The 19,637-nt window shown below is 71.4% G+C and carries 12 protein-coding genes and 1 riboswitch; of the genes, 5 read left to right on the top strand and 7 right to left on the bottom strand.

Annotated elements, in window-relative coordinates:
• Positions 1-121: 121 nt before the first annotated feature.
• From AB0E78_RS27135 to AB0E78_RS27115, 5 genes are all read right to left on the bottom strand, one after another.
• Positions 122-1,141 (bottom strand): hypothetical protein, encoded by a 1,020-nt coding sequence (locus tag AB0E78_RS27135; protein ID WP_361837408.1) that lies wholly within the window; start codon positions 1,139-1,141, stop codon positions 122-124.
• Between the two features lie 118 nt (positions 1,142-1,259).
• Entirely contained in the window at positions 1,260-2,192 is a 933-nt protein-coding gene (locus tag AB0E78_RS27130; protein ID WP_361837406.1) for a hypothetical protein, read from the bottom strand.
• A gap of 161 nt (positions 2,193-2,353) precedes the next feature.
• The gene (locus tag AB0E78_RS27125) at positions 2,354-3,496 is read right to left on the bottom strand and encodes a VWA domain-containing protein (RefSeq protein ID WP_361837765.1); all 1,143 of its coding nucleotides are present in this window, start codon (positions 3,494-3,496) and stop codon (positions 2,354-2,356) included.
• Positions 3,497-4,278: 782 nt separating this feature from the next.
• Entirely contained in the window at positions 4,279-6,822 is a 2,544-nt protein-coding gene (locus tag AB0E78_RS27120; RefSeq protein WP_361837403.1) for a DUF5682 family protein, read from the bottom strand.
• A gap of 102 nt (positions 6,823-6,924) precedes the next feature.
• The gene (locus AB0E78_RS27115; protein WP_361837400.1) at positions 6,925-8,052 is read right to left on the bottom strand and encodes an AAA family ATPase; all 1,128 of its coding nucleotides are present in this window, start codon (positions 8,050-8,052) and stop codon (positions 6,925-6,927) included.
• 239 nt (positions 8,053-8,291) lie between these two features.
• Here AB0E78_RS27115 and AB0E78_RS27110 point away from each other — a divergent pair, with 239 nt between their 5' ends.
• Positions 8,292-9,674, top strand: a complete 1,383-nt coding sequence (locus AB0E78_RS27110) for an SWIM zinc finger family protein (RefSeq protein WP_361837397.1) — start codon at positions 8,292-8,294, stop codon at positions 9,672-9,674.
• A gap of 283 nt (positions 9,675-9,957) precedes the next feature.
• Complete coding sequence (locus AB0E78_RS27105; protein WP_361837394.1) at positions 9,958-11,682, top strand: DUF5691 domain-containing protein; 1,725 nt, start codon at positions 9,958-9,960, stop codon at positions 11,680-11,682.
• Positions 11,683-11,810: 128 nt separating this feature from the next.
• On the opposite strand, the gene AB0E78_RS27100 is transcribed toward AB0E78_RS27105, so the two are convergent.
• Entirely contained in the window at positions 11,811-12,227 is a 417-nt protein-coding gene (locus AB0E78_RS27100) for a cobalamin B12-binding domain-containing protein (RefSeq protein WP_361837391.1), read from the bottom strand.
• Between the two features lie 404 nt (positions 12,228-12,631).
• On the opposite strand from AB0E78_RS27100, the gene AB0E78_RS27095 reads away from it, so the two are divergent.
• The gene (locus AB0E78_RS27095) at positions 12,632-13,486 is read left to right on the top strand and encodes an alpha/beta fold hydrolase (RefSeq protein WP_361837388.1); all 855 of its coding nucleotides are present in this window, start codon (positions 12,632-12,634) and stop codon (positions 13,484-13,486) included.
• Positions 13,487-13,692: 206 nt separating this feature from the next.
• Complete coding sequence (locus AB0E78_RS27090) at positions 13,693-15,333, top strand: M23 family metallopeptidase (protein WP_361837385.1); 1,641 nt, start codon at positions 13,693-13,695, stop codon at positions 15,331-15,333.
• 21 nt (positions 15,334-15,354) lie between these two features.
• Here AB0E78_RS27090 and pcrA read toward each other — a convergent pair whose 3' ends face one another.
• A complete protein-coding gene (pcrA, locus tag AB0E78_RS27085) occupies positions 15,355-17,907 on the bottom strand; it encodes a DNA helicase PcrA (RefSeq protein ID WP_361837382.1) in 2,553 nt (850 codons plus the stop codon).
• 264 nt (positions 17,908-18,171) lie between these two features.
• Positions 18,172-18,329, top strand: a riboswitch (cyclic di-AMP (ydaO/yuaA leader).
• A 7-nt stretch (positions 18,330-18,336) separates the two neighbouring features.
• Here pcrA and AB0E78_RS27080 point away from each other — a divergent pair.
• Positions 18,337-19,518 carry an NlpC/P60 family protein gene (locus tag AB0E78_RS27080; RefSeq protein WP_361837379.1) on the top strand — a complete coding sequence of 394 codons (1,182 nt, stop codon included), beginning with the start codon at positions 18,337-18,339 and terminating at the stop codon, positions 19,516-19,518.
• Positions 19,519-19,637 lie beyond the last annotated feature (119 nt).

Genomic DNA, 19,637 nt, shown 5'->3' with positions numbered 1-19,637 from the left:
GGCCAGGTAGGGGGAGGGCGGCCCCTGGGGTGACAGGGACCGCCCGTTTGCGCCTGTTACTGCTGGTACAGCGGGTGCAGTGAGGTGCAGTGCGTGCCGCCGCACGGCTGCACCTTGCGTGTCAGACGTTGTGCGTGGCGTTGTACGCAGCGTTGTGCGTCGCGTTGTACGCCTGCTCGTAGGTGGGGAGGTAGTCCGGGGTGACCGAACCGGCGACACCCTGGACGCCCGTGACGGCGTTCCCGGCGAGGGACTGCGCGTCGGGGGCGACGGTGCCGGTCAGGTCCTGCGCGAACGGGGAAACCTGGCCGACGACGCCACCGGTGAACGCGGGGACATCACCTGTGACGCCGTACGCGAGCTGGTCCGCGCTGCCGCCGACGCCCTGCACGACGGGCCGCACCTGGTCTGCGACGGTCCGCACGAGCGGCGAGACCGAGCCGACGACCCCGCCCGCGAAGGGCTGGACATCGTCACCGACGACACCCTGCGCGAACGGCGGGACCTCGCCGACGACGCCACCGGCGAACGGCTGCACGTCCCCGACCACGCCCTGCGCCAGGTAGCCGACGTCACCGACGGCCTGCCCGGCGACCGGCACGACGCCGTCGACGGCGGTGGCGGCGACGGGCGGCAGCACGGAGGCGGCGGTCTCCTCGGCGATGGGGGTGGCGGTCGCCTTGGCCTCGTCGACAGCCGGGGCGAAGGCGGAGAGGGGTCCGAAGAGGTAGTCGACGGAGTCCTCGGGAGCCTGGGGAGCCGTAGGAGCCTTGGGCGTGTCGAGCTGAGGGGTGTCGAGATGAGGGGTCTCGATGTGCGGGAGGTCGGACTTCGGGGCGGCGGCCTTGGGGGCCGCGGCCTTCGCGTCCGCGACGGTGGACTTCGCGCCGGAGAGGGCGGACTTCGTGTCGGCGAGAGTGGACTTCGCCTTGCCCTGGACGTCAGCGACATCGGCGGTGTTGGCGGTGTCGGCGACGTCGGCTGCGTCACCGGTGACGTCGGCGACCGCGTCGGACGCCTGGTCCGGCAGGGAGACGGAGTGCTGCGGCAGCTCGTCCGCGCTGGCCACGGCGGACCCGAGCGCCCAGGCTCCCGTGACACCGGCGGCTATGACGATGGAACGACGGATGTTCTTGTTCATGCGTGCTTCAGATCCTTCGAACTCTGGCTGTGAATCCGACCCGGTACGAGATACGTCCGGTCGGCGGGCAGACCTTTGCCACCCCCGCGCGGCAGGTCTTCGCGGGGAAAGGGCTGCCCTAGCCAGGGAATTCGGGAATGTCCCGGTGCCGTTCGCGGATCGGCGCGGGAACCTGACCGGCCCCGGCGCCCTGCAGAAGCCTCACCGGCGCACGGCCGTCGAGCGAGGCGGTACACGGATCGCCGTGCCGCGTCGAACTCCCGTCACCGGCCGACTGCCCGCCCAGCGTCCGCACGGGATCTCCGGGTGCGGACGGAAACGGAGAGGGGAGGGGGGACGGGAGTGGGGACGGGGACGGCTCGTGCCCGGTGCGGTGCGCCTGCTGACCGCTCGGGTGGGTGGTGCCGGTACCGATGTGGGTGCTGGTGCGAGTGCCGGTGCCGGTGCCGGTGCCGGTGCCGGTGCCGTACGAGGACTCGGCCCGCGCCACGTGCGCCCGTGCCGTCGCCTCGCCCTGACCGGCATGAGAGGCCGGAGGCTCGGCGCCGGCACCATGGCCGGGGCCCGGCTGCGGAAGCTCGGGCACGTCGGGCACGTCGGGCACGTCGGGGGCGCTGGGCAGACCGGGGACGCCGGGCGTACCCGGCAGGTCGGGCGCCTCGGGCAGCACGCGCTGCGGCGCGCCCTCGACAACTCCGGTGACCCCGTCCACGACCGGCCGCACAACACCCCGCGCGGTCCGGGCCACGGGCTCGGCGACGTGGGCCACGGGCTCGACGGCGGCATCGCGCACCGCCTCGCGCCCGCCCCGCACGGCCTCGCGCGCAGGTTCGGCCCCACGCTCACGCACCGGTTCCACCGACCGCGCCGCAGGCTTGGTTGCCTGGCCCGGAGCCGGCACACCGTCCGCCGCATGCGCACGCTCGCCGCAGAGGAAGCCCAGCGCGAACAACCCGGCCAGCAGCAGCACCACTTGCAGCGCACGCCGCCCGGCCACGGCGCGCGGCATGCGCACAGCGGCATCGGGCAGAACGACTGCTGCGGGAGTCAAGACGAGGGGTTCCTCTGCTGGTGCTGGGGCGGGCCGGGCCGGGCCGGGCGAGGCCCGGAACACGGCCCCGGAGCGTGACGCTCCAGGAGTGAAGCCCGCCGATACTCGCACGCCCCGCCCGCCCTCGCGCAAGTCCCGGGTTACCGATGCGTATTCATGTGTTACCGATGCGTACTCATGTCCGGTATGGGCAGCGGGCGCTTCTCGATCGCCGCTGCCATCACCTCCGGGAAGAGATCCGGGGTGCAGGCGAAGGCCGGCGCGTCCAGGGCCGAGAGCGCCGCCGCATGTTCGTGGTCGTACGCGGGCGTCCCCTCGTCGGAGAGCGCGAGCAGCGTCACGAACTGCACGCCGGACGCCTTCATCGCCGCGACCCGCTTCAGCATCTCGTTGCGTATGCCCCCTTCGTAGAGGTCGCTGATGAGGACGACGATGGTGTCGGCGGGCCGGGTTATCTGCGACTGGCAGTACGCGAGCGCCCGGTTGATGTCCGTCCCGCCCCCCAACTGCGTGCCGAACAGGACGTCCACCGGATCGTCGAGCTGATCGGTCAGATCGACGACGTTCGTGTCGAAGACGACGAGCCGCGTGTTGAGCGACCGCATCGAACCGAGCACGGCACCGAACACCGAGGCGTAGACGACGGACGCGGCCATCGAGCCCGACTGGTCGATGCAGAGGATGACTTCCTTCTTCACTGACTGAGAGGCCCGCCCGTACCCGACGAGGCGCTCGGGCACGATCGTCCTGTACTCCGGCAGGTAGTTCTTGAGGTTGACCGCGATCGTGCGGTTCCAGTCGATGTCGTGGTGGCGCGGCCTGCTGACGCGGGCGCTGCGGTCGAGCGCGCCGGTGAGGGTGGCCCGGGTGCGCGTGGCGAGCCGCTTCTCCAGGTCCTCGACCACCTTGCGCACGACGGCTCGCGCGGTCTCCTTGGTGGTCTCCGGCATGGCCTTGTTGAGGGAGAGCAGAGTCCCGACCAGATGTACGTCGGCTTCCACGGCCTCCAGCATCTCGGGCTCCAGGAGCAGCGTCGACAGACCCAGCCGCTCGATGGCGTCACGCTGCATGACCTGGACGACGGACGAGGGGAAGTACGTCCGGATGTCCCCGAGCCAACGCGACACGGACGGCGCGGACGCCCCCAGCCCCGCCGAACGGTCCCGCCCCCGGTCCTTCTTCCCCGCCTCCCCTCCCCCGTAGAGCGCACCGAGCGCCCCATCCATGGCCGCATCCCTACCGCCGAGCTCGCACCCGGTCCCGTCAGCAGCGCCCCCACCCAACACAAGCCGCCACCGCCGCATCCGCTCCCGGTCATCCCCCACGCCCGAAACCTCCCCTGGCCCCAAGCCCCCCACCAACAGTTGCCCTGCACCTGCACCTGCACTCCGAGCCACAACCTCACCGTCACCCCCTGCGACGACAGCCGCCCCTCGAGCAACAGTCGCTACCGCCCCACCACCCCCAGCAACGGCCACCGCCCCACCCCCATCTGCGACGACGACCGCCCCTCGAGCGACAACCTCCACCCCACCCTGAACAGCGGCAACCGCCCCACCCCGAGCAACGACCACCGCCCCACCCGCCCGAGCCTCCAAAGCCCCGCCCTCCATCACGCCCACCCCCGCGGCAGCCGTCACCACCCGAACCACGTCCGACCGCACTCCCTGAGCCACGTCGGCCCCCACCGCTTGAGCCACGTCGGCCCGCACGGCTTGAGCCACGTCCGCCCGCACCGCTTGAGCCACGTCCGCCCGCACCGCTTGAGCCACAGCCCCCGCCCCACCCTCACCTGCGACGGCGGCCGCCCCTCGATCAACAACATCCGCACCACCCCGAACAGCCTCTACCGCCCCACCCGCCCGAACCTCCAAAGCCCCGCCCTCCATCACGCCCACCCCCGCGTCAGGAGGCGCCACCCGAGCCGCGTCCACCCGAGTCACGTCCGACCGCAGTTCCCGAACCACGTCCGACCGCACTCCCTGAGGCACGTCCGCCCGCGCCTCCCGAACCACGTCCACCCGCACTCCTTGAGCCACGTCCACCGCCACCTCCCGAACCACGCCCCGCCCCACTTCCCACGTCATCACCCCACCCCCACAAGGCCGTTACCGTCACCAACACCAGCCCTGGTTCCGGACGCAGGCCCAGCCCCGCCCCCGGTCCCGGCCCCCGTCTCGGAACCAACCCCGCCCTCAGCCCGAATCCCAACCCCGGAATCCGCCCCGGCCCCAACCCCCAGCAACAGACTCAGCACCGGCAGCACCGCATCCGCGCGCTCGGCGTCCAGGTCCGGTCCGAAGCCGGGTATCCCGCCGGCGGCGGTCGCGGCGCCCGCGCTCGCCGCTGGGCCACGTCGCACCAGTTCCCCCAACGTCCGCCGTACGCCCGGTTCGTACGCCGAGAAGGTGCGTCGCAGCAGTGGCAGTACGTCGGTGAAGGCGCGGTCGGGGGCTCCCGTCAGCCAGTCGTCGACCAGCCCGAGCAGCCGCTCGTCGTGCACGAGCAGCATGCCGCCCCCGGACCCGCCGCCCACGAACCCCTCGATCCAGGCGGCGGCTTCGGCGGGCTCGGTCCCCCGGGACAGGGCGAGCCCCATGAACCGAGCGGCCTCACCGTCGGCCAGCTCCCCGCCGTCCATCAGGAGCCGCACGCACCGGCCCCGCACCACCCCGGCGACACTGTCCCGCTCCCCCAGCACCCTCAAAACGGAGTACCACCGCCCCCGCATGCCAGCACCCGGCAGAGTCACACGCGCACCGGACGTTCCCCCACTCGCAGTTTCACCGCCCAGCTCCCCCAGCAAGCCCACCGCCTGATGCACCGCATCCACATGCCCCCGCATCTCGAGCGCCGCGTCCTGGTCAAGCCCCGCACACGCCGGGGGCAGCCCGACGAACACCCGCTCGGCGAGGCCCACAGCCACCTCGCCGAGGGCAACCGTGTCCGTGCCCCGCACATCCCCGTACCGCAGCGACCGCACCAACGCGGGCAACGCCTGCGCCAGATGCCCGACATCCGCATCCAGCGCCGCCCGGTCCGCGAGGACCCGCATCACCACGGGCAACGCGTCCGGCAACGCGGCCAGCAGACACCGCTCGGCCAGCGCGGTGACCTCGGCCAGGGCCCTGGCCCCGACGGCATCGGACTCCGTGCGGGCGGTGGCCGCCGCCACGACAGTCGTCCCCCACACCCCCGCCTCCGCCACCCGCACGGAAAGCTCCGGCTCCCACCGCAGCCGCCAGGTCTCCCGGAACGTACCCGTGCTCCCCCGTGACTCGACCGGCGTGCCCCAGCCGATCCCGAGCAGCCGGAGGCGATGCAGCAGCCTGCTGCGCGCCGCATCCGTCTCCTTGCGCAGATCCAGCTCCAACTCCCGCTCCAGAGCCTCCGGTTTGAGCCGCAGCTTGCGCTGGAGGCGCGTGAGATCGCGCTGCAACGGCACCGCCGGCGCGGAGTCCGGCACCTCACCGAGCACATCTCCGACGACGAGCTTGTCGTGCACGAGGGAGAGCGGCACGTCGGAGCCCTCACACATCACCGCCCGGATCGCATCCGTCGTCTCGGTGAGCCCCGCCAGCGGACGCCCCCGCATCGCGGCAAGCGTCTCCGCGAGCCGCACCGCCTCGATGACATGCGCGGACGACACGAGCCTGTCCTCGTCCCGAAGGAGCCGTGCGACCTTCGTCAGCCAGCGCTCGACGGGCCGGTCGGGCGCGCTGAACAGATGCCCGTACCACCCCGGCGACGCGATCCCCGCGCCGTATCCACTGGCCCGGGAGAGGCGGCGGTGCGTCCACGGCACCCAGGTCATGTCGACCTTCACCTTCGGCAGCCCCTTGAGCAGCGCCCGGTCCGCCGCCACGGTCACCTTCTGCCGCAGCGCGGGCACATGCCAGGCCCCGCACACGACCGCGACGTCATCGACCCCGAACTCCCGCTGCGCAGAACGCAGTTGGATCCGCATGTACGCCTCGCGCACCAGGTCACGGTCGTGCCCACCGGCCCCGTACTCCTCGCGCAGCGCCCCCATGGCCTCACCCAGCGCGTCGAACGGCGCGAACGCGTCCTCGCCCGACCCCCGGTGCTCGACGACGTCCTCCCACCACCGCTCCGGATCGTCGTACCCGGCGGTCTCGGCGAGCACCGCGAGCGGATCGATCCGCACCGCCTCTACGTCCGCTTCCCCCGGAGGTCCGGGTGCGCCCGGCTCCCCCTCCGCGGTGCCCTTTTCCCCGTCAGCGGCGTCCTCTTCCCCCTCCGCTCCTTCCGCCCGCGCCAGTGAATGCGACGCCGGTAGGTCCATGAACCGGACCGGAACCCTGGCCTCCGCAGCCCACTTGATAGCGACCCACTCCGGCGAGAACTCCGCCAGCGGCCAGAACGCCGACCGGCCGGGCTCGTCCACCACGTGCGCGAGCAGCGCCACCGGCGGCCGCATCCCCTCGTCCGCCGCGAGCGCCACAAGGCCGTCGGCCTCGGGTGGCCCCTCGATCAGCACCACGCGTGGCGCGCCCTCATCGAGCGCGGCCCGCACCGCTCGCGCCGACCCCGGACCGTGATGCCTAACCCCGAGCAGCAACGGCCCCTCGCCAGCCCGCGTCCTCGTCCCCCGCACCTCGTCGCTCATGTCCGCCCCACCCCTTCTCACGCGAACCAGCCACCGTCACACCCACACCCACACGCACAGTCACACCCGGCACATCCGGGCCGCCCCAACCTCCCCCGTACGTCACGCACTCACCTCACGGCACGCGCGGTAGAAGTCCTTCCACCCGTTACGCTCACGGACCACCGCCTCCAGGTACTCCTGCCAGATCACCCGGTCCGCCGCCGGGTCACGGACGACCGCGCCGAGGATGCCCGCCGCGACATCACCCGGCCGCAGCACGCCGTCCCCGAAGTGCGCTGCCAGAGCCAGGCCGTTGGTGACTACGGAGATCGCCTCGGCCGTCGAGAGCGTGCCGCTCGGCGACTTCACCTTCGTACGCCCGTCGGCCGTGACCCCGTCCCGCAGCTCGCGGAAGACGGTGACGACGCGGCGTATCTCGTCGATCCCCTCGGGCCCGGACTGCAGATCGAGCGAGCGCCCGATCTGGTCGACACGGCGCGAGACGATGTCGACCTCGGCCTCGGCGCTCTCCGGCAGCGGAAGGACCACCGTGTTGAAGCGGCGGCGCAGCGCGCTCGACAGGTCGTTGACCCCGCGGTCGCGGTTGTTGGCGGTGGCGATGAGATTGAAGCCGCGTACGGCCTGCACCTCCTGACCCAACTCCGGTATGGGGAGCGTCTTTTCCGAGAGGATCGTGATCAAGGTGTCCTGTACGTCGGCGGGGATGCGGGTCAGTTCCTCGACCCGCGCCGTCATGCCCTCGGACATGGCCCGCATCACAGGGCTGGGCACGAGCGCGTCGCGGCTGGGGCCGTGCGCGAGCAGCTGCGCGTAGTTCCAGCCATACCGGATCGCCTCCTCCGGCGTGCCGGCCGTGCCCTGCACGAGCAGCGTCGAGTCCCCGCTGACGGCGGCCGCCAGATGCTCGGACACCCATGTCTTCGCGGTGCCGGGCACGCCGAGCAGGAGCAGGGCGCGGTCCGTGGCGAGGGTGGTGATAGCGACCTCGACGATGCGGCGCGGCCCCACGTACTTCGGCGAGATCACCGTTCCGTCGGGCAGCGTGCCGCCGAGCAGATACGTCGCGACGGCCCAGGGCGAGAGCCGCCAGCGGGCAGGGCGCGGCCGGTCGTCCTGCGCGGCGAGCGCGGCAAGTTCGGCGGCGAAGGCGTGCTCGGCGTGCGGCCGCAGCGCCTCTCCCGCGGGCGCGGATTCCAGCGTGGGCCGGCGCTCGTCCGGCGAAGTCATCCCAGTCGTCGAAGCCGTCGAAGTTGCTGAGGCCGATGAAGTCGATGAGGTCGTTGCGGTCGTCGAGTCGACGGACACGGTCATGGAGCGATCCCCCTCCAACTCGTCCGGGCGCATCTGGCCCGGATGTGATTCCAACCGTGCACCACGCCACTGACAATCGACTCTCGAACGCCGCTGACCTGCGCATACATCGACGCCCAGGTCGATTGTCAGTGGCGGGATCTACCTTCGATGACATGACTCAGCAGGGGGTGCGCTGGACGGCGGATCAGGTGCTGGCCTTGGCGCCTGATGCCCCGTCACGCAAGGCGGGAAGCAAACTCGGCGTCGCCGGCCCATGGTCGGAGGCAGGCAGTTCGGGCGAGGGGACGGTGTGGGGACTGTGCAAGGGGAGTGGCAGCAAGCCGTATCAGACGGTCGTCGACATCGCGGACATCACCGGCGCGGCGGGCCCGGCGTACAAGTGCAGTTGTCCGAGCCGCAAATTCCCGTGCAAGCACGCGCTCGGGCTGCTGCTGCTCTGGGCCGGCGAGGACGGGACGGTCGGGGCGACGCCGGACGCGCAGCCGCCGGGGTGGGCGGAGGAATGGCTGGCGGGGCGCCGTAAGAGGGCGGAGACGCAGCGGACTTCGGACGCCGAGCCGGTCGCGCGGGTCGCCGACCCGGAGGCGGCGCGCCGCAGGGCGGAGCGGCGGGCCGAGCGGGTCACGGCGGGGGTGACGGAGCTGGAGCAGCGCCTCTCGGATCTGCTGCGGGGCGGTATAGCCGCCGCCGAGCAGACGGGGTACGGGCTGTGGGAGGAGACGGCGGCCCGCATGGTCGACGCGCAGGCCCCGGGACTGGCCGCGCGGGTGCGGGAGTTGGGAGCCATACCCTCCTCGGGCCCCGGCTGGCCGGTGCGGATGCTGGAGGAGTGCGCACTGCTCCACCTGCTGGGTCAGGGCTGGCTGCACCGCGAGCGACTGCCGGAGGCCCTGGCGGCCACGGTCCGCTCCCGTATGGGCCTGCCCATGTCCGCGGAGGGCCCGCCGGTGCGGGACCACTGGCTGGTGCTCGCGCAGTACGACACGGCGGACAGCAAGCTCACCACCCGACGGATATGGCTGTACGGCGCGGAGTCCGACCGGACGGCCCTGCTCCTGTCATACGGAGCCGCGGGCCGCGCACCCGCGCTCGCGCTGCCGGTGGGCCTCGCGCTGGACGCCGAGCTGACCTCGTATCCGGGAGGCGGGCAGCTGCGGGCCGACCTGGGCGAGCAGTTCGGCACTCCGTCGCCGACACCCGCCCGGCCGCCGGGGCTGCGGACGGAACAGGCCGCGCGCCGCTATGGAGAGGTGCTGCGGGACGACCCCTGGCTGGATTCCTGGCCGGTGACGCTGCACGAGGTGATACCGACCCCTCACCCCGGGCCCTCCTCCGACAGCTGGCAGCTGGTGGACGCGGAAGGCGGGACAGCGCTGCCCATCACCCCTTCCGCGGCGTCCCGATCGGGCCTGTGGCGGCTGGTGGCACTCTCCGGAGGCGCTCCCGTGACGGTCTTCGGCGAGTGTGGTCACAAGGGCTTCACCCCTCTGACGGCCTGGCCGAGCGGAGCGGGAGAGGCGGTGGCCCTGTGCTGATCACCACGTGTGCTCCTCGGGCTCTGCGGGCTTCGCGGCGCGTCACGGAGCTCGCCGGGATGCCGCAGCACCGCGCCGCCCGCTGAGAACACCGCCACGCTCTCCATCCGGTCCTCCAGGCCAATACGTCCAGAAGAAGAACCCGAAGTACTCCCAGAAAGACCCGGGACACCCGCGAAACCCGCAAGACCTGAGAGACCCGCGAAACCAGCGAGATCAGAGAAACCAGCGAGACCCGACAGGCCCGACAGACCCGACAGATCCGTCCGTGAGAGGAGTCCACATGACCGGCACCACCGCACTCACCGAAGCGACCGTCATCCCCTGGGAAGACCTGGTCACCGCCGCGCTCCTCGGCACCGACCGCCGCACGCCCCCCGTACGCACCCAGGACAAGGACGCGCCGACCGCCCTGCTGGACGCGGCCGCGGTGCAGACCGTGCGGCGCAGAGCCGGGCTGTCCCCCGCGCCCGCCGCCACACCTCCCGAGCCTGCGGCGGACGACCCCAGGCCCCTGGTGCCGCCGTCGGCACGGCGCAGGCTCGCCACTCTGCTCACCGATCACCCCGGGGCGGGCAGCGGCGGTCGCCGTGGCGCGGTGCCCGATCTGATGGAACTGCTGCCCCAGTGGCTGGCGCTGGCCAACGACCGCGGCTTCGCGGCACCACCCGAGCTCCTGCCGGCCCTCCTGAACGCGGCCCGCGGGCGCACGGACATCCGCCCGCAGGCCCTCGCCTTCGCGGGCCCGCAGGCCCTGTGGCTCGCACGGCTCAACCCGGACTGGAAGTTCGCGCTTCGCTCCACCCCGGGCGGCGGTGTGGCCCTGCCCGCCCCTGAGGACACGGCACAGGTCCAGCAGCTCTGGGAGGAGGGGTTGTTCGCCGAGCGCGTCGCCCTGCTCGGCGCCGTGCGGGCCCATGACCCGGCCGCCGCACGGGACCTGCTCGCCTCCACCTGGAGCACGGAGCGCGCGGAGGACCGCCTGATGTTCCTCGACTCCCTGCGCAACCGGCTGTGCGAAGCCGACGAGCCGTTCCTGGAACAGGCCCTCACCGACCGCAGCCGCAACGTCCGCGCCACTGCGGCCGAGCTCCTCTCCGCGCTCCCCTCCTCCGCCCTCGCCGCGCGGATGGCGGACCGGGCGGCGTCCTGCGTGGCCATCGACCACGCGCAGGGCACGAAGGCCATGCCGACGCTCACGGTCGAGGCACCGCACGAGTGCGACGCGGGCATGGAGCGCGACGGGGTCACCCCGAAGCCACCGGCCGGACGGGGCGAACGATCCTGGTGGCTGGGTCAGTTGGTGGAGTCCACCCCGCTCGGCACCTGGCCGGAGCGGCTCGGCGGCCGTACCCCCGCCGAGATCGTGGCGCTTCCCGTGGCCGACGACTGGCAGAGCGAACTGCACGCCGCGTGGTGCCGCGCGGCGGTGCGGCAGCGCGACGCGGTCTGGTCCCGGGCGCTGCTCGGCGCCCCCTCGTCCCCCGATGCGGCGGGGCCCGGCGCGGCGTCGCTCGCCGAGCGGGCGAAGCTCCTCGCCGCGCTGCCTGCCGGGGAGCGGGCCGACTGGGTCGCGGGGTTCATCGCGACGCACGGCCTCTCGGAGGCGTTCCAGCTGCTCGGCGTGTGTGCGCTGCCCTGGTCGGAACCGCTGGGCCGGGCGGTGGTGGACGCGCTGAACATCGCGCGGGACGCCGGGAGTTACCCCTGGAGCTTCAGCGGGGTGATGGGTCTGGCGGAGCGCTGCCTCGACCCGGCGGAGGCGGTCCGCCTCGACGTACTGACCGCGATACCGGACGAGCCGGAGGACGCTTCCCCCGGCGCGGGCGGCTACTGGTCGGAAGCCTTCCAGCGCCTGGTCAGTACGTTGCGTCTACGCGCGGCGATGCGAGCGGAGCTGGGCGCTGACCCGGGGAAACCGGGCGCCGAGCCGCGGAAACCGGGCGCGACGCCGGACGATTCGGGGGCGCCGACGTCTCCGGAAGATCCGGGGGTGCCGTCATCTTAGGCACCTCCGCCAAGAAGCCGATGCTGCCGGAAGTCCCCACCGCCACCGAGGAGCGAGCCCGGCTGGCTGCTGCCAGGAAACCCAGGGAGCAGAGGAGGCCGGACACTCCCACCGCAGCGCGGTGGCCGTCAGGCGCCCGCCGGCTGACGGACGTTCACCCGGACCCAGTCCACGATCGACGCCGTCGTCGCCCCGGGAGTGAAGATCTCCGCGACGCCCTTCTCCTTGAGCGGCGCGATGTCCGCCTCAGGGATGATGCCGCCGCCGAAGACCTTGATGTCCTCCGCGTCGCGCTCCTTGAGAAGCTCGATCACGCGCGCGAAAAGCGTGTTGTGGGCACCGGAGAGGATGGACAGACCGATCGCGTCGGCGTCCTCCTGGATCGCGGTGTCCACCACCTGCTCGGGCGTCTGATGCAGGCCGGTGTAGATGACCTCCATACCCGCGTCACGCAGTGCCCTCGCGATCACCTTGGCCCCGCGATCATGACCGTCGAGACCCGGTTTGGCCACCACCACGCGGATCGGACCGGCTGCCACACCCATCACTGCCTCCATGTACCGATATCCATCTGCCCAAGCACTGGCACCCCGTGCCGCACCGGCCGGGGAAGTGAACGAACGTTATCTCCAGCATCTCGCACCCGGCAGTTTCACGGTGGTGAGCGAGGGGGAAATCACACGATGGGACACGTTCGCTGCGCGCCACTCCCGTATCCAGCGGCATATGGACCGCCCCGGGAACGGCGCAAGGGGAGCCGCAACGAGGTCGCCGTGCCACCGCGCCGCCAGCCGCGCCCCGTGGTGACGCGGCACATCGGCGATCGCGCCGCTGTGCGGAGCGCCACCGGCGCTGACCACGCGTCGTCGTACGACCTCTGCCACGCCTCCCCACTACGGGCACACGGGGGACAGAGCCGTCCTCTCGCGTGCCGACCGGGAGGTCGACCATGACCATCACGAGGGGCCTGCCCTTTCGCCCGCCCTGCCTGTCGCTGCCCGCCAGACTGGCGGGGCTCTCCATGGCGCTGCTGAAGGCGACCGCACTTGAGGTGGCCATCCTCGCCGGTCACCTTCTCCTCTACCCCTCGGGCATCGCTCAGGAACGCAGGATCGCCGCCGAACTGCCACCTCCCGACGCCACCCGGCTCCCGGCGGAGAACCGCCCGCCGGTCATCCTCCTGCACGGCTTCATCGACAACCGCTCGGTCTTCGTCCTCCTGCGCCGCTCCCTGGCCCAGCACGGCGGCCAGCACGTGGAGTCCCTCAACTACTCCCCCCTCACCTGCGACATCCGCACCGCCGCGGAGCTGCTCGGCCGCCACATAGAGGAGATCTGCGAGCGCACGGGCCACCACCAGGTGGACATCGTCGGGCACAGCCTCGGCGGCCTGATAGCCCGCTATTACGCGCAGCGGCTCGGCGGTGACGAGCGCGTCCGCACGCTGGTCACCCTCGGTACCCCACACGAGGGAACGCGGGTCGTGCCGCTGGCCGACGCGCACCCGATCGTGCGCCAGATGCGCCCCGGCTCGGACGTGATCGAGGAGCTGCGCGAGCCCGCACCGGGCTGCCGGACCCGCTTCGTGAGCTTCTGGAGCGACCTGGACCAGCTGATGACCCCGCTCGAGACGGCCTGCGTCAACCACCCCGACCTGATCGCGCAGAACGTACGCGTCACCGGCGTCGGCCATCTCGCCCTGCCCGTGCACCCCGCGGTCGCCGCCGGAATCCGCCAGGCCCTCGATCTGCCCGCTCCCGGGAGCGCCGCGACGGGCGCCCGGAAGGGACTGACCGTGGCCTGAGGAGCAACTCGGCCACGCCTCAACGAGGGAAATTTGTCGAACGGAGCTCGAACGCAGGGCCAAAGCTGTGCCCGCCGACCACCGAAAGGCGGCCGAATGCCCGTTTCCTGAGAGCGTGAAACCTGACGAAGATTGTCGCGCCCGCATACCGCCGGGTACAGTCACCGCACTGCTCTGCCCCTGCTGCCGAGGCGAAAGAGAAGTTGGTGAACGACCGTCACCCGTCGGGGAGCTCGACACCCCCGGCCTCGGCACCCGCCGACTATGCGCCCTACGCGGCGTACGACCCGCAGAGCACCGAACACGGCGCCTATACCGGTTACGACGGCTACTCCACCGGAAGCTTCGACACCACAGGCAGCCATGCGACGGCCGGTCACGACACCGGAAGCTTCGCGTCCGACCCCCTCTTCGGCGACATGCCCGGCGGTTCGTACGACACCGGCCAGTGGTCCACCACGGGGACGCGGCAGACGCTGAACCACGACCCGTACGCCGCGCAGCACCAGGCCGCGTACGACACCAGTGGTTACGAGACCGGCAGCTACGACACCGGCGCCCTGTGGTCGACCGGCGGCTATCAGCACCTCTCCGCCGACATCCCGGCGCAGCCGGGCCCCGACGCGACCGCGCAGTGGGACGCGAGCGCCTGGAACCAGCCGCAGCAGACCGGCCAGTGGGAGACCCAGGCCTTCGACACCGGCGCGTACGACGCGACCGCGTGGAACTCCGGCGGCCAGGACATGACACAGGCCGTGCCGTACGGGGCCACCGGAACGCACGAGGCGTACGGCACTCCCGAGACGCTTGAGGCGCACGAGAACCACGGCTCGCACGAGACCCACGGCGCATACAAGGCCCAGGACACGCCCGGAGCGCCGGACACGTACGAGGCACCCGAACCGTACGAGCATTCGCCTTACGACACCGGGTCCTACGCCTCCGGTTCCCACTCCCCCGAGCCCTACGCCCAACCGGCCCCCGCCGAGCACGAGTTCACGCCCGACGAAGCTCCCGCCGATTCGCTCGGCCCGGTCGAGCCCAGCCCCAGGGGCACCGCGGGTGACGACGAGCCGCCGGTCATGGACCGTTCGCACGGCTCCCGCTCGCGGGCCCGCCGACGCTCCCCCGCCAAGCGTTCCGCACTCTTCACCGTCGCCGTGCCCTCCGCCTGCGTGATGGGCGTCGCCGGTATCGCCGCCGCCTCCGTGGGCGACTTCGGCGGCGACGACGCCAAGGAGACGCAGGCGGCAACGGCCCCGGACCCCGCGTCGGTGCAGCCCTCCGCCGCGAACAACAAGCTCGACACGCAGCTGGCGAACCTCTCCGCGGACGCCGGTGACTTCGCCGACCGCGCGAGCCGCACCCAGGAGCGCATCGACCTCAAGGCGGAGAAGGTCGCCGCCGAGAAGAAGGCCGCCGAGGAAGCCGCGCGCAAGGAGCGCCTGCGCCCCAAGTTCGCGCTGCCGGTGAAGCAGCACGGCCTGAGCGCGTACTACGGACAGGCCGGCGTCAACTGGATGTCCGCGCACTCCGGAATCGACTTCCCGGTGTCGTACGGCACCGAGGTGCTCGCCGCCACCGACGGCACGGTCTCCACCAAGTGGAACAGCGCCTACGGCAACATGGCGATCGTGACCGCCAAGGACGGCACGGAGACGTGGTACTGCCACCTCTCCACGCACAAGGTGTCCAGCGGCCCCGTCAAGGCGGGCGACCCCATCGCCTTCTCCGGGAACTCCGGCAACTCCACGGGACCGCACCTGCACTTCGAGGTGCGCCCCGGCGGCGGCTCGGCGATCGACCCGCTGCCGTGGCTGCGCAGCCACAACCTCGACCCGACGTAACTCCGGCCGCCGCCCCAGGCGTTACAGCTTCTCCACCGGCGCGTACCGCAGCAGGAGCCGCTTCGGCTTGGGCTCTCCGAAGTCCACCGTCGCCTCGGCGTTCGCACCCGTGCCCTTCACCCCGACCACGGTCCCGAGGCCGAACTGGTCGTGCGTGACCCGGTCCCCGATCGCCAGCGCGACCACCGGCTTCTCCGAAGCACGACGCGTGGCGAAGCCCTGCGCGCCCCCGGTGCGCGAGCGCGACGACGACAAGGAGGAGGCGATTCCGGCCGCGGGCCCGGAGGAGGCGGGTGCCCCGACGGACCCCTTCCGCTTCCAGTCCAGGTGGGCCTCCGGGATCTCCTCCAGGAAGCGCGACGGCGGGTTGTACGAAGGCTGTCCCCAGGCGCTGCGCATGGAGGACCGCGTCAGGTAGAGCCGCTCACGCGCGCGCGTGATGCCCACGTACGCGAGGCGGCGCTCCTCCTCCAACTCCTTGACCTGGCCGAGGGAGCGCATGTGCGGGAAGACGCCGTCCTCCATGCCGGTCAGGAAGACGACGGGGAACTCGAGGCCCTTGGCGGTGTGCAGCGTCATCAGCGTGATGACTCCGGAGCCGTCGTCCTCCTCGTCCGGGATCTGGTCCGAGTCGGCGACGAGCGCGACCCGCTCCAGGAACTGGGACAGCGTGCCCGACACGCCTGCGGCAGCACCCGCGTCCGCTCCGTCCGCGGCGCCGGTCTCGGCGTCGGTCTCGGCGTCGGTGTCTGTGTCGGTCTCGGCGTCGGTCCCGCCCTCCGCTGCACCGCTGTCGTGCTCGAACTCCAGGGCCACGGCGGCGAGTTCCTGGAGGTTCTCGATGCGCGTCTCGTCCTGCGGGTCGGTCGAGGCCTGCAGCTCGGCGAGGTACCCGGTCCGTTCGAGCACGGCCTCCAGGACGACGGCGGGCCCGGCGCCGGACTCGACGATGGTGCGCAGCTCCTCCATCAGCACGTTGAAACGCTTGACGGCGTTCGCCGAGCGGGCCGCCATTCCGTACGCCTCGTCGACGCGCTTCAGCGCCTGCGGGAAGGAGATCTTCTCGCGCTGCGAGAGCGCGTCGATCATCGCCTCCGCGCGGTCGCCGATGCCCCTCTTGGGGACGTTCAGAATGCGCCGGAGCGGGACGGAGTCCTCCGGGTTGGCGAGCACCCGCAGATACGCGAGGACGTCCCGAACTTCCTTGCGCTCGTAGAACCGGACGCCGCCGACGACCTTGTAGGGCAGGCCGACGCGGATGAAGATCTCTTCGAAGACACGGGACTGCGCGTTCGTCCGGTAGAAGATCGCGACGTCGCCCGCCTTCGCGTCGCCCGCGTCGGTGAGCCGGTCGATCTCGTCAGCGACGAACTGTGCCTCGTCGTGCTCGGTGTCGGCGACATAGCCGATGATGCCCGCGCCCTCGCCCGCGTTGGTCCACAGATTCTTGGGGCGGCGGCTTTCGTTGCGCTCGATGACGGCGTTGGCCGCGGTCAGGATCGTCTGCGTGGAGCGGTAGTTCTGCTCCAGGAGGATCGTCGTCGCGTTCGGGTAGTCCTCCTCGAACTGGAGGATGTTGCGGATCGTGGCGCCGCGGAAGGCGTAGATCGACTGGTCCGCGTCACCCACGACACACAGCTCGGCGGGGTCGTCCCCCTCGCCTCCGGAGGGGCCCACCAGCTCGCGCACCAGGGCGTACTGGGCGTGGTTGGTGTCCTGGTACTCGTCGACCATCACGTGGCGGAAGCGGCGGCGGTAGTGCTCGGCGACGTCCGGGAACGCGCGGAACATGTTGACCGTCGTCATGATCAGGTCGTCGAAGTCGAGGGCGTTCGCCTCGCGCAGACGCGACTGGTACATCGCGTACGCCTGGGCGAGCGTCTTCTCGAAGCCGTCGGCGGCCTGCCCGGCGAAGGTCTCCTCGTCGATCAGCTCGTTCTTCAGGTTCGAGATCTTGGCGCTGAAGGACTTCGGCGGGAACTTCTTCGGGTCGATGTCCAGATCACGGCAGACCAGCGCCATCAGCCGCTTGGAGTCGGCGGCGTCGTAGATCGAGAAGGAGGACGTGAAGCCGATCGTCTTCGACTCGCGGCGCAGTATGCGCACGCACGCGCTGTGGAACGTCGACACCCACATCGCGTTGGCCCGCGGCCCGACGAGGTTCTCGACGCGCTCCTTCATCTCGCCCGCGGCCTTGTTCGTGAACGTGATCGCCAGGATCTGTCCCGGGTGCACGTGCCGCTCGGCCAGGAGATAGGCGATGCGGTGCGTCAGGACCCGGGTCTTGCCGGAACCCGCGCCCGCGACGATGAGCAGCGGGGAGTCCGCGTGCACGACGGCCGCGCGCTGGTTCTCGTTCAGCCCGTCGAGCAGGGCCGCCGGGTCGAGCACGGGGCGCGGGGCGCCGCCGCGGTAGTGCGCGTCCCGGGGTGTGGGCGCGTCGAACTTCCCGTCGAACAGATCATCCGGAACGGATTCCGGACCACTGTCCTCGGGCGGCGGCGGGGGCTCTTCCTCCGAAGCCCGCGAGGGCTTGAGGTCCGCCAGGAAGCTGTCATCAAAGAGGCTGCTCATCGCCTCCCGAGTCTAGGCGGCCCCACTGACAACCCGCCCCGGGTTCCGGCCACCCCGTCCGCCCGCACTTCACCTACGCCCTGCCTACGCCCCGCCCGCGGGCCGTCACGTTCCGCAACAGCACCGCATGCCCGCGTCAAGCGCTTCGTAAAGTAACGAAAACGTATCGGGCATATCGAACATCAACCTTCACACGGGCCACACGAATTGGCTAGGTTGCTGCCCGGGCTGCTCGTACTTCCACCGGCGAACCCCGCCGGGAACGGGCGGCCTCCGCCGAGTTCGATCTCCTCGGAGCCGGGGACCCACGTAGAACTTGGGGTGAATCGGTCCCGTACGCAGTACGGGACTGTAGGGCAACCTTCCGGAACCACCCGCCCGAACCCGACAGCTAACCCGGTAGGCGGTCTACGGAAGGAGTCGCCTCCCTTGGCGTCGCACCGCAAGCCGCGGACCCGCATTGCCGGCCTACGCGCCACCCCCGCCCTCGGCATCACGACGGCAGCCCTGACGTCCGTGGCCCTCCTGTCACAGAGCGCGCAAGCGGCACCGTCCGCGCCCCAGAAGCCCAGCCTCGAAGAGGTCCAGAAGAAGGTCGACGACCTCTACCACCAGGCGGGCGTGGCCACCCAGAAGTACAACTCGGCCAAGGAGCGCACCGACAAGCAGCGCAAGAAGGTCGACACGCTCCTCGACGACGTGGCCGAACGCGCCGACAAGCTGAACGAGGCCCGCCGGCAGCTGGGCACGTTCGCCGCGGCCCAGTACCGCACCGGCGGCGTCTCCGAGACCGCCACGATGATGCTCGCCGACGACCCGCAGGGATTCTTCGACCAGAACCACCTGTCGGACCGGCTGACCGCGCGCCAGAAAAGGGCGGTCGACGACTACCAGACGCAGCAGGCATCGGCGACGAAGCAGCGCACGAAGGCCACCAAGAGCCTGGAGACGCTGAGCGACTCGCGGGACGACCTCAGGACGAGCAAGCAGACCGTCCAGAAGAAGCTGGGCCAGGCGCGCACGATGCTCTCGGAGCTGACGGCCGAGGAGAAGGCACGGCTCGCGGCGATCGAGAAGAAGAAGGAAGACGAGGCCAAGCGCAAGGCCGCCGAGCTGGCGCGCAAGCAGGAGGCCGAGGCCGAGGCCAAGCGCAAGGCGGCGGAAGAGGCCGCGGCCAAGGAGCGCGAGAAGGACAAGGAGACCCCGGACGCGGGTTCCGGCGCCGGCTCGGGCTCTGGCGCGGGCACGGGCAGCGGTTACGCGACGAAGGCCGCGAAGGTGATCAACTTCGCCGAGGCCCAGATCGGCAAGCCGTACGTGTGGGGCGCCACCGGCCCCGACTCCTACGACTGCTCCGGGCTCACCCAGGACGCGTGGAAGGCCGCGGGGATCTCCCTGCCGCGTACCACGTGGGACCAGGTGAAGGTCGGCACGACCGTGAAGACCGCCGACGCCAAGCCGGGTGACCTGGTCTTCTTCTACGACGACATCAGCCACGTAGGGATCTACATCGGCGACGGCAAGATGATCCACGCCCCGAAGCCGGGCGCGAACGTCCGCGTCGAGTCGATCTACTACATGCCGATCCACAGCGTGGTTCGCCCCGCGTAACCGTCACCTTCATAAGAAGCGGGCCGGGCCCCGCGCGGGGGGGGGGGCGGTGTTTTGGGTGGGGGGCGTGGCCATTTGGTTGCCGGGGGGGGGTGGGGGAAGATGAGACACGACACCGC

Origin of the sequence: Streptomyces sp. NPDC032198, from assembly GCF_040636975.1 — a bacterium.
GTDB lineage: Bacteria > Actinomycetota > Actinomycetes > Streptomycetales > Streptomycetaceae > Streptomyces.
This window is presented reverse-complemented; position numbering and strand designations above follow the sequence as displayed.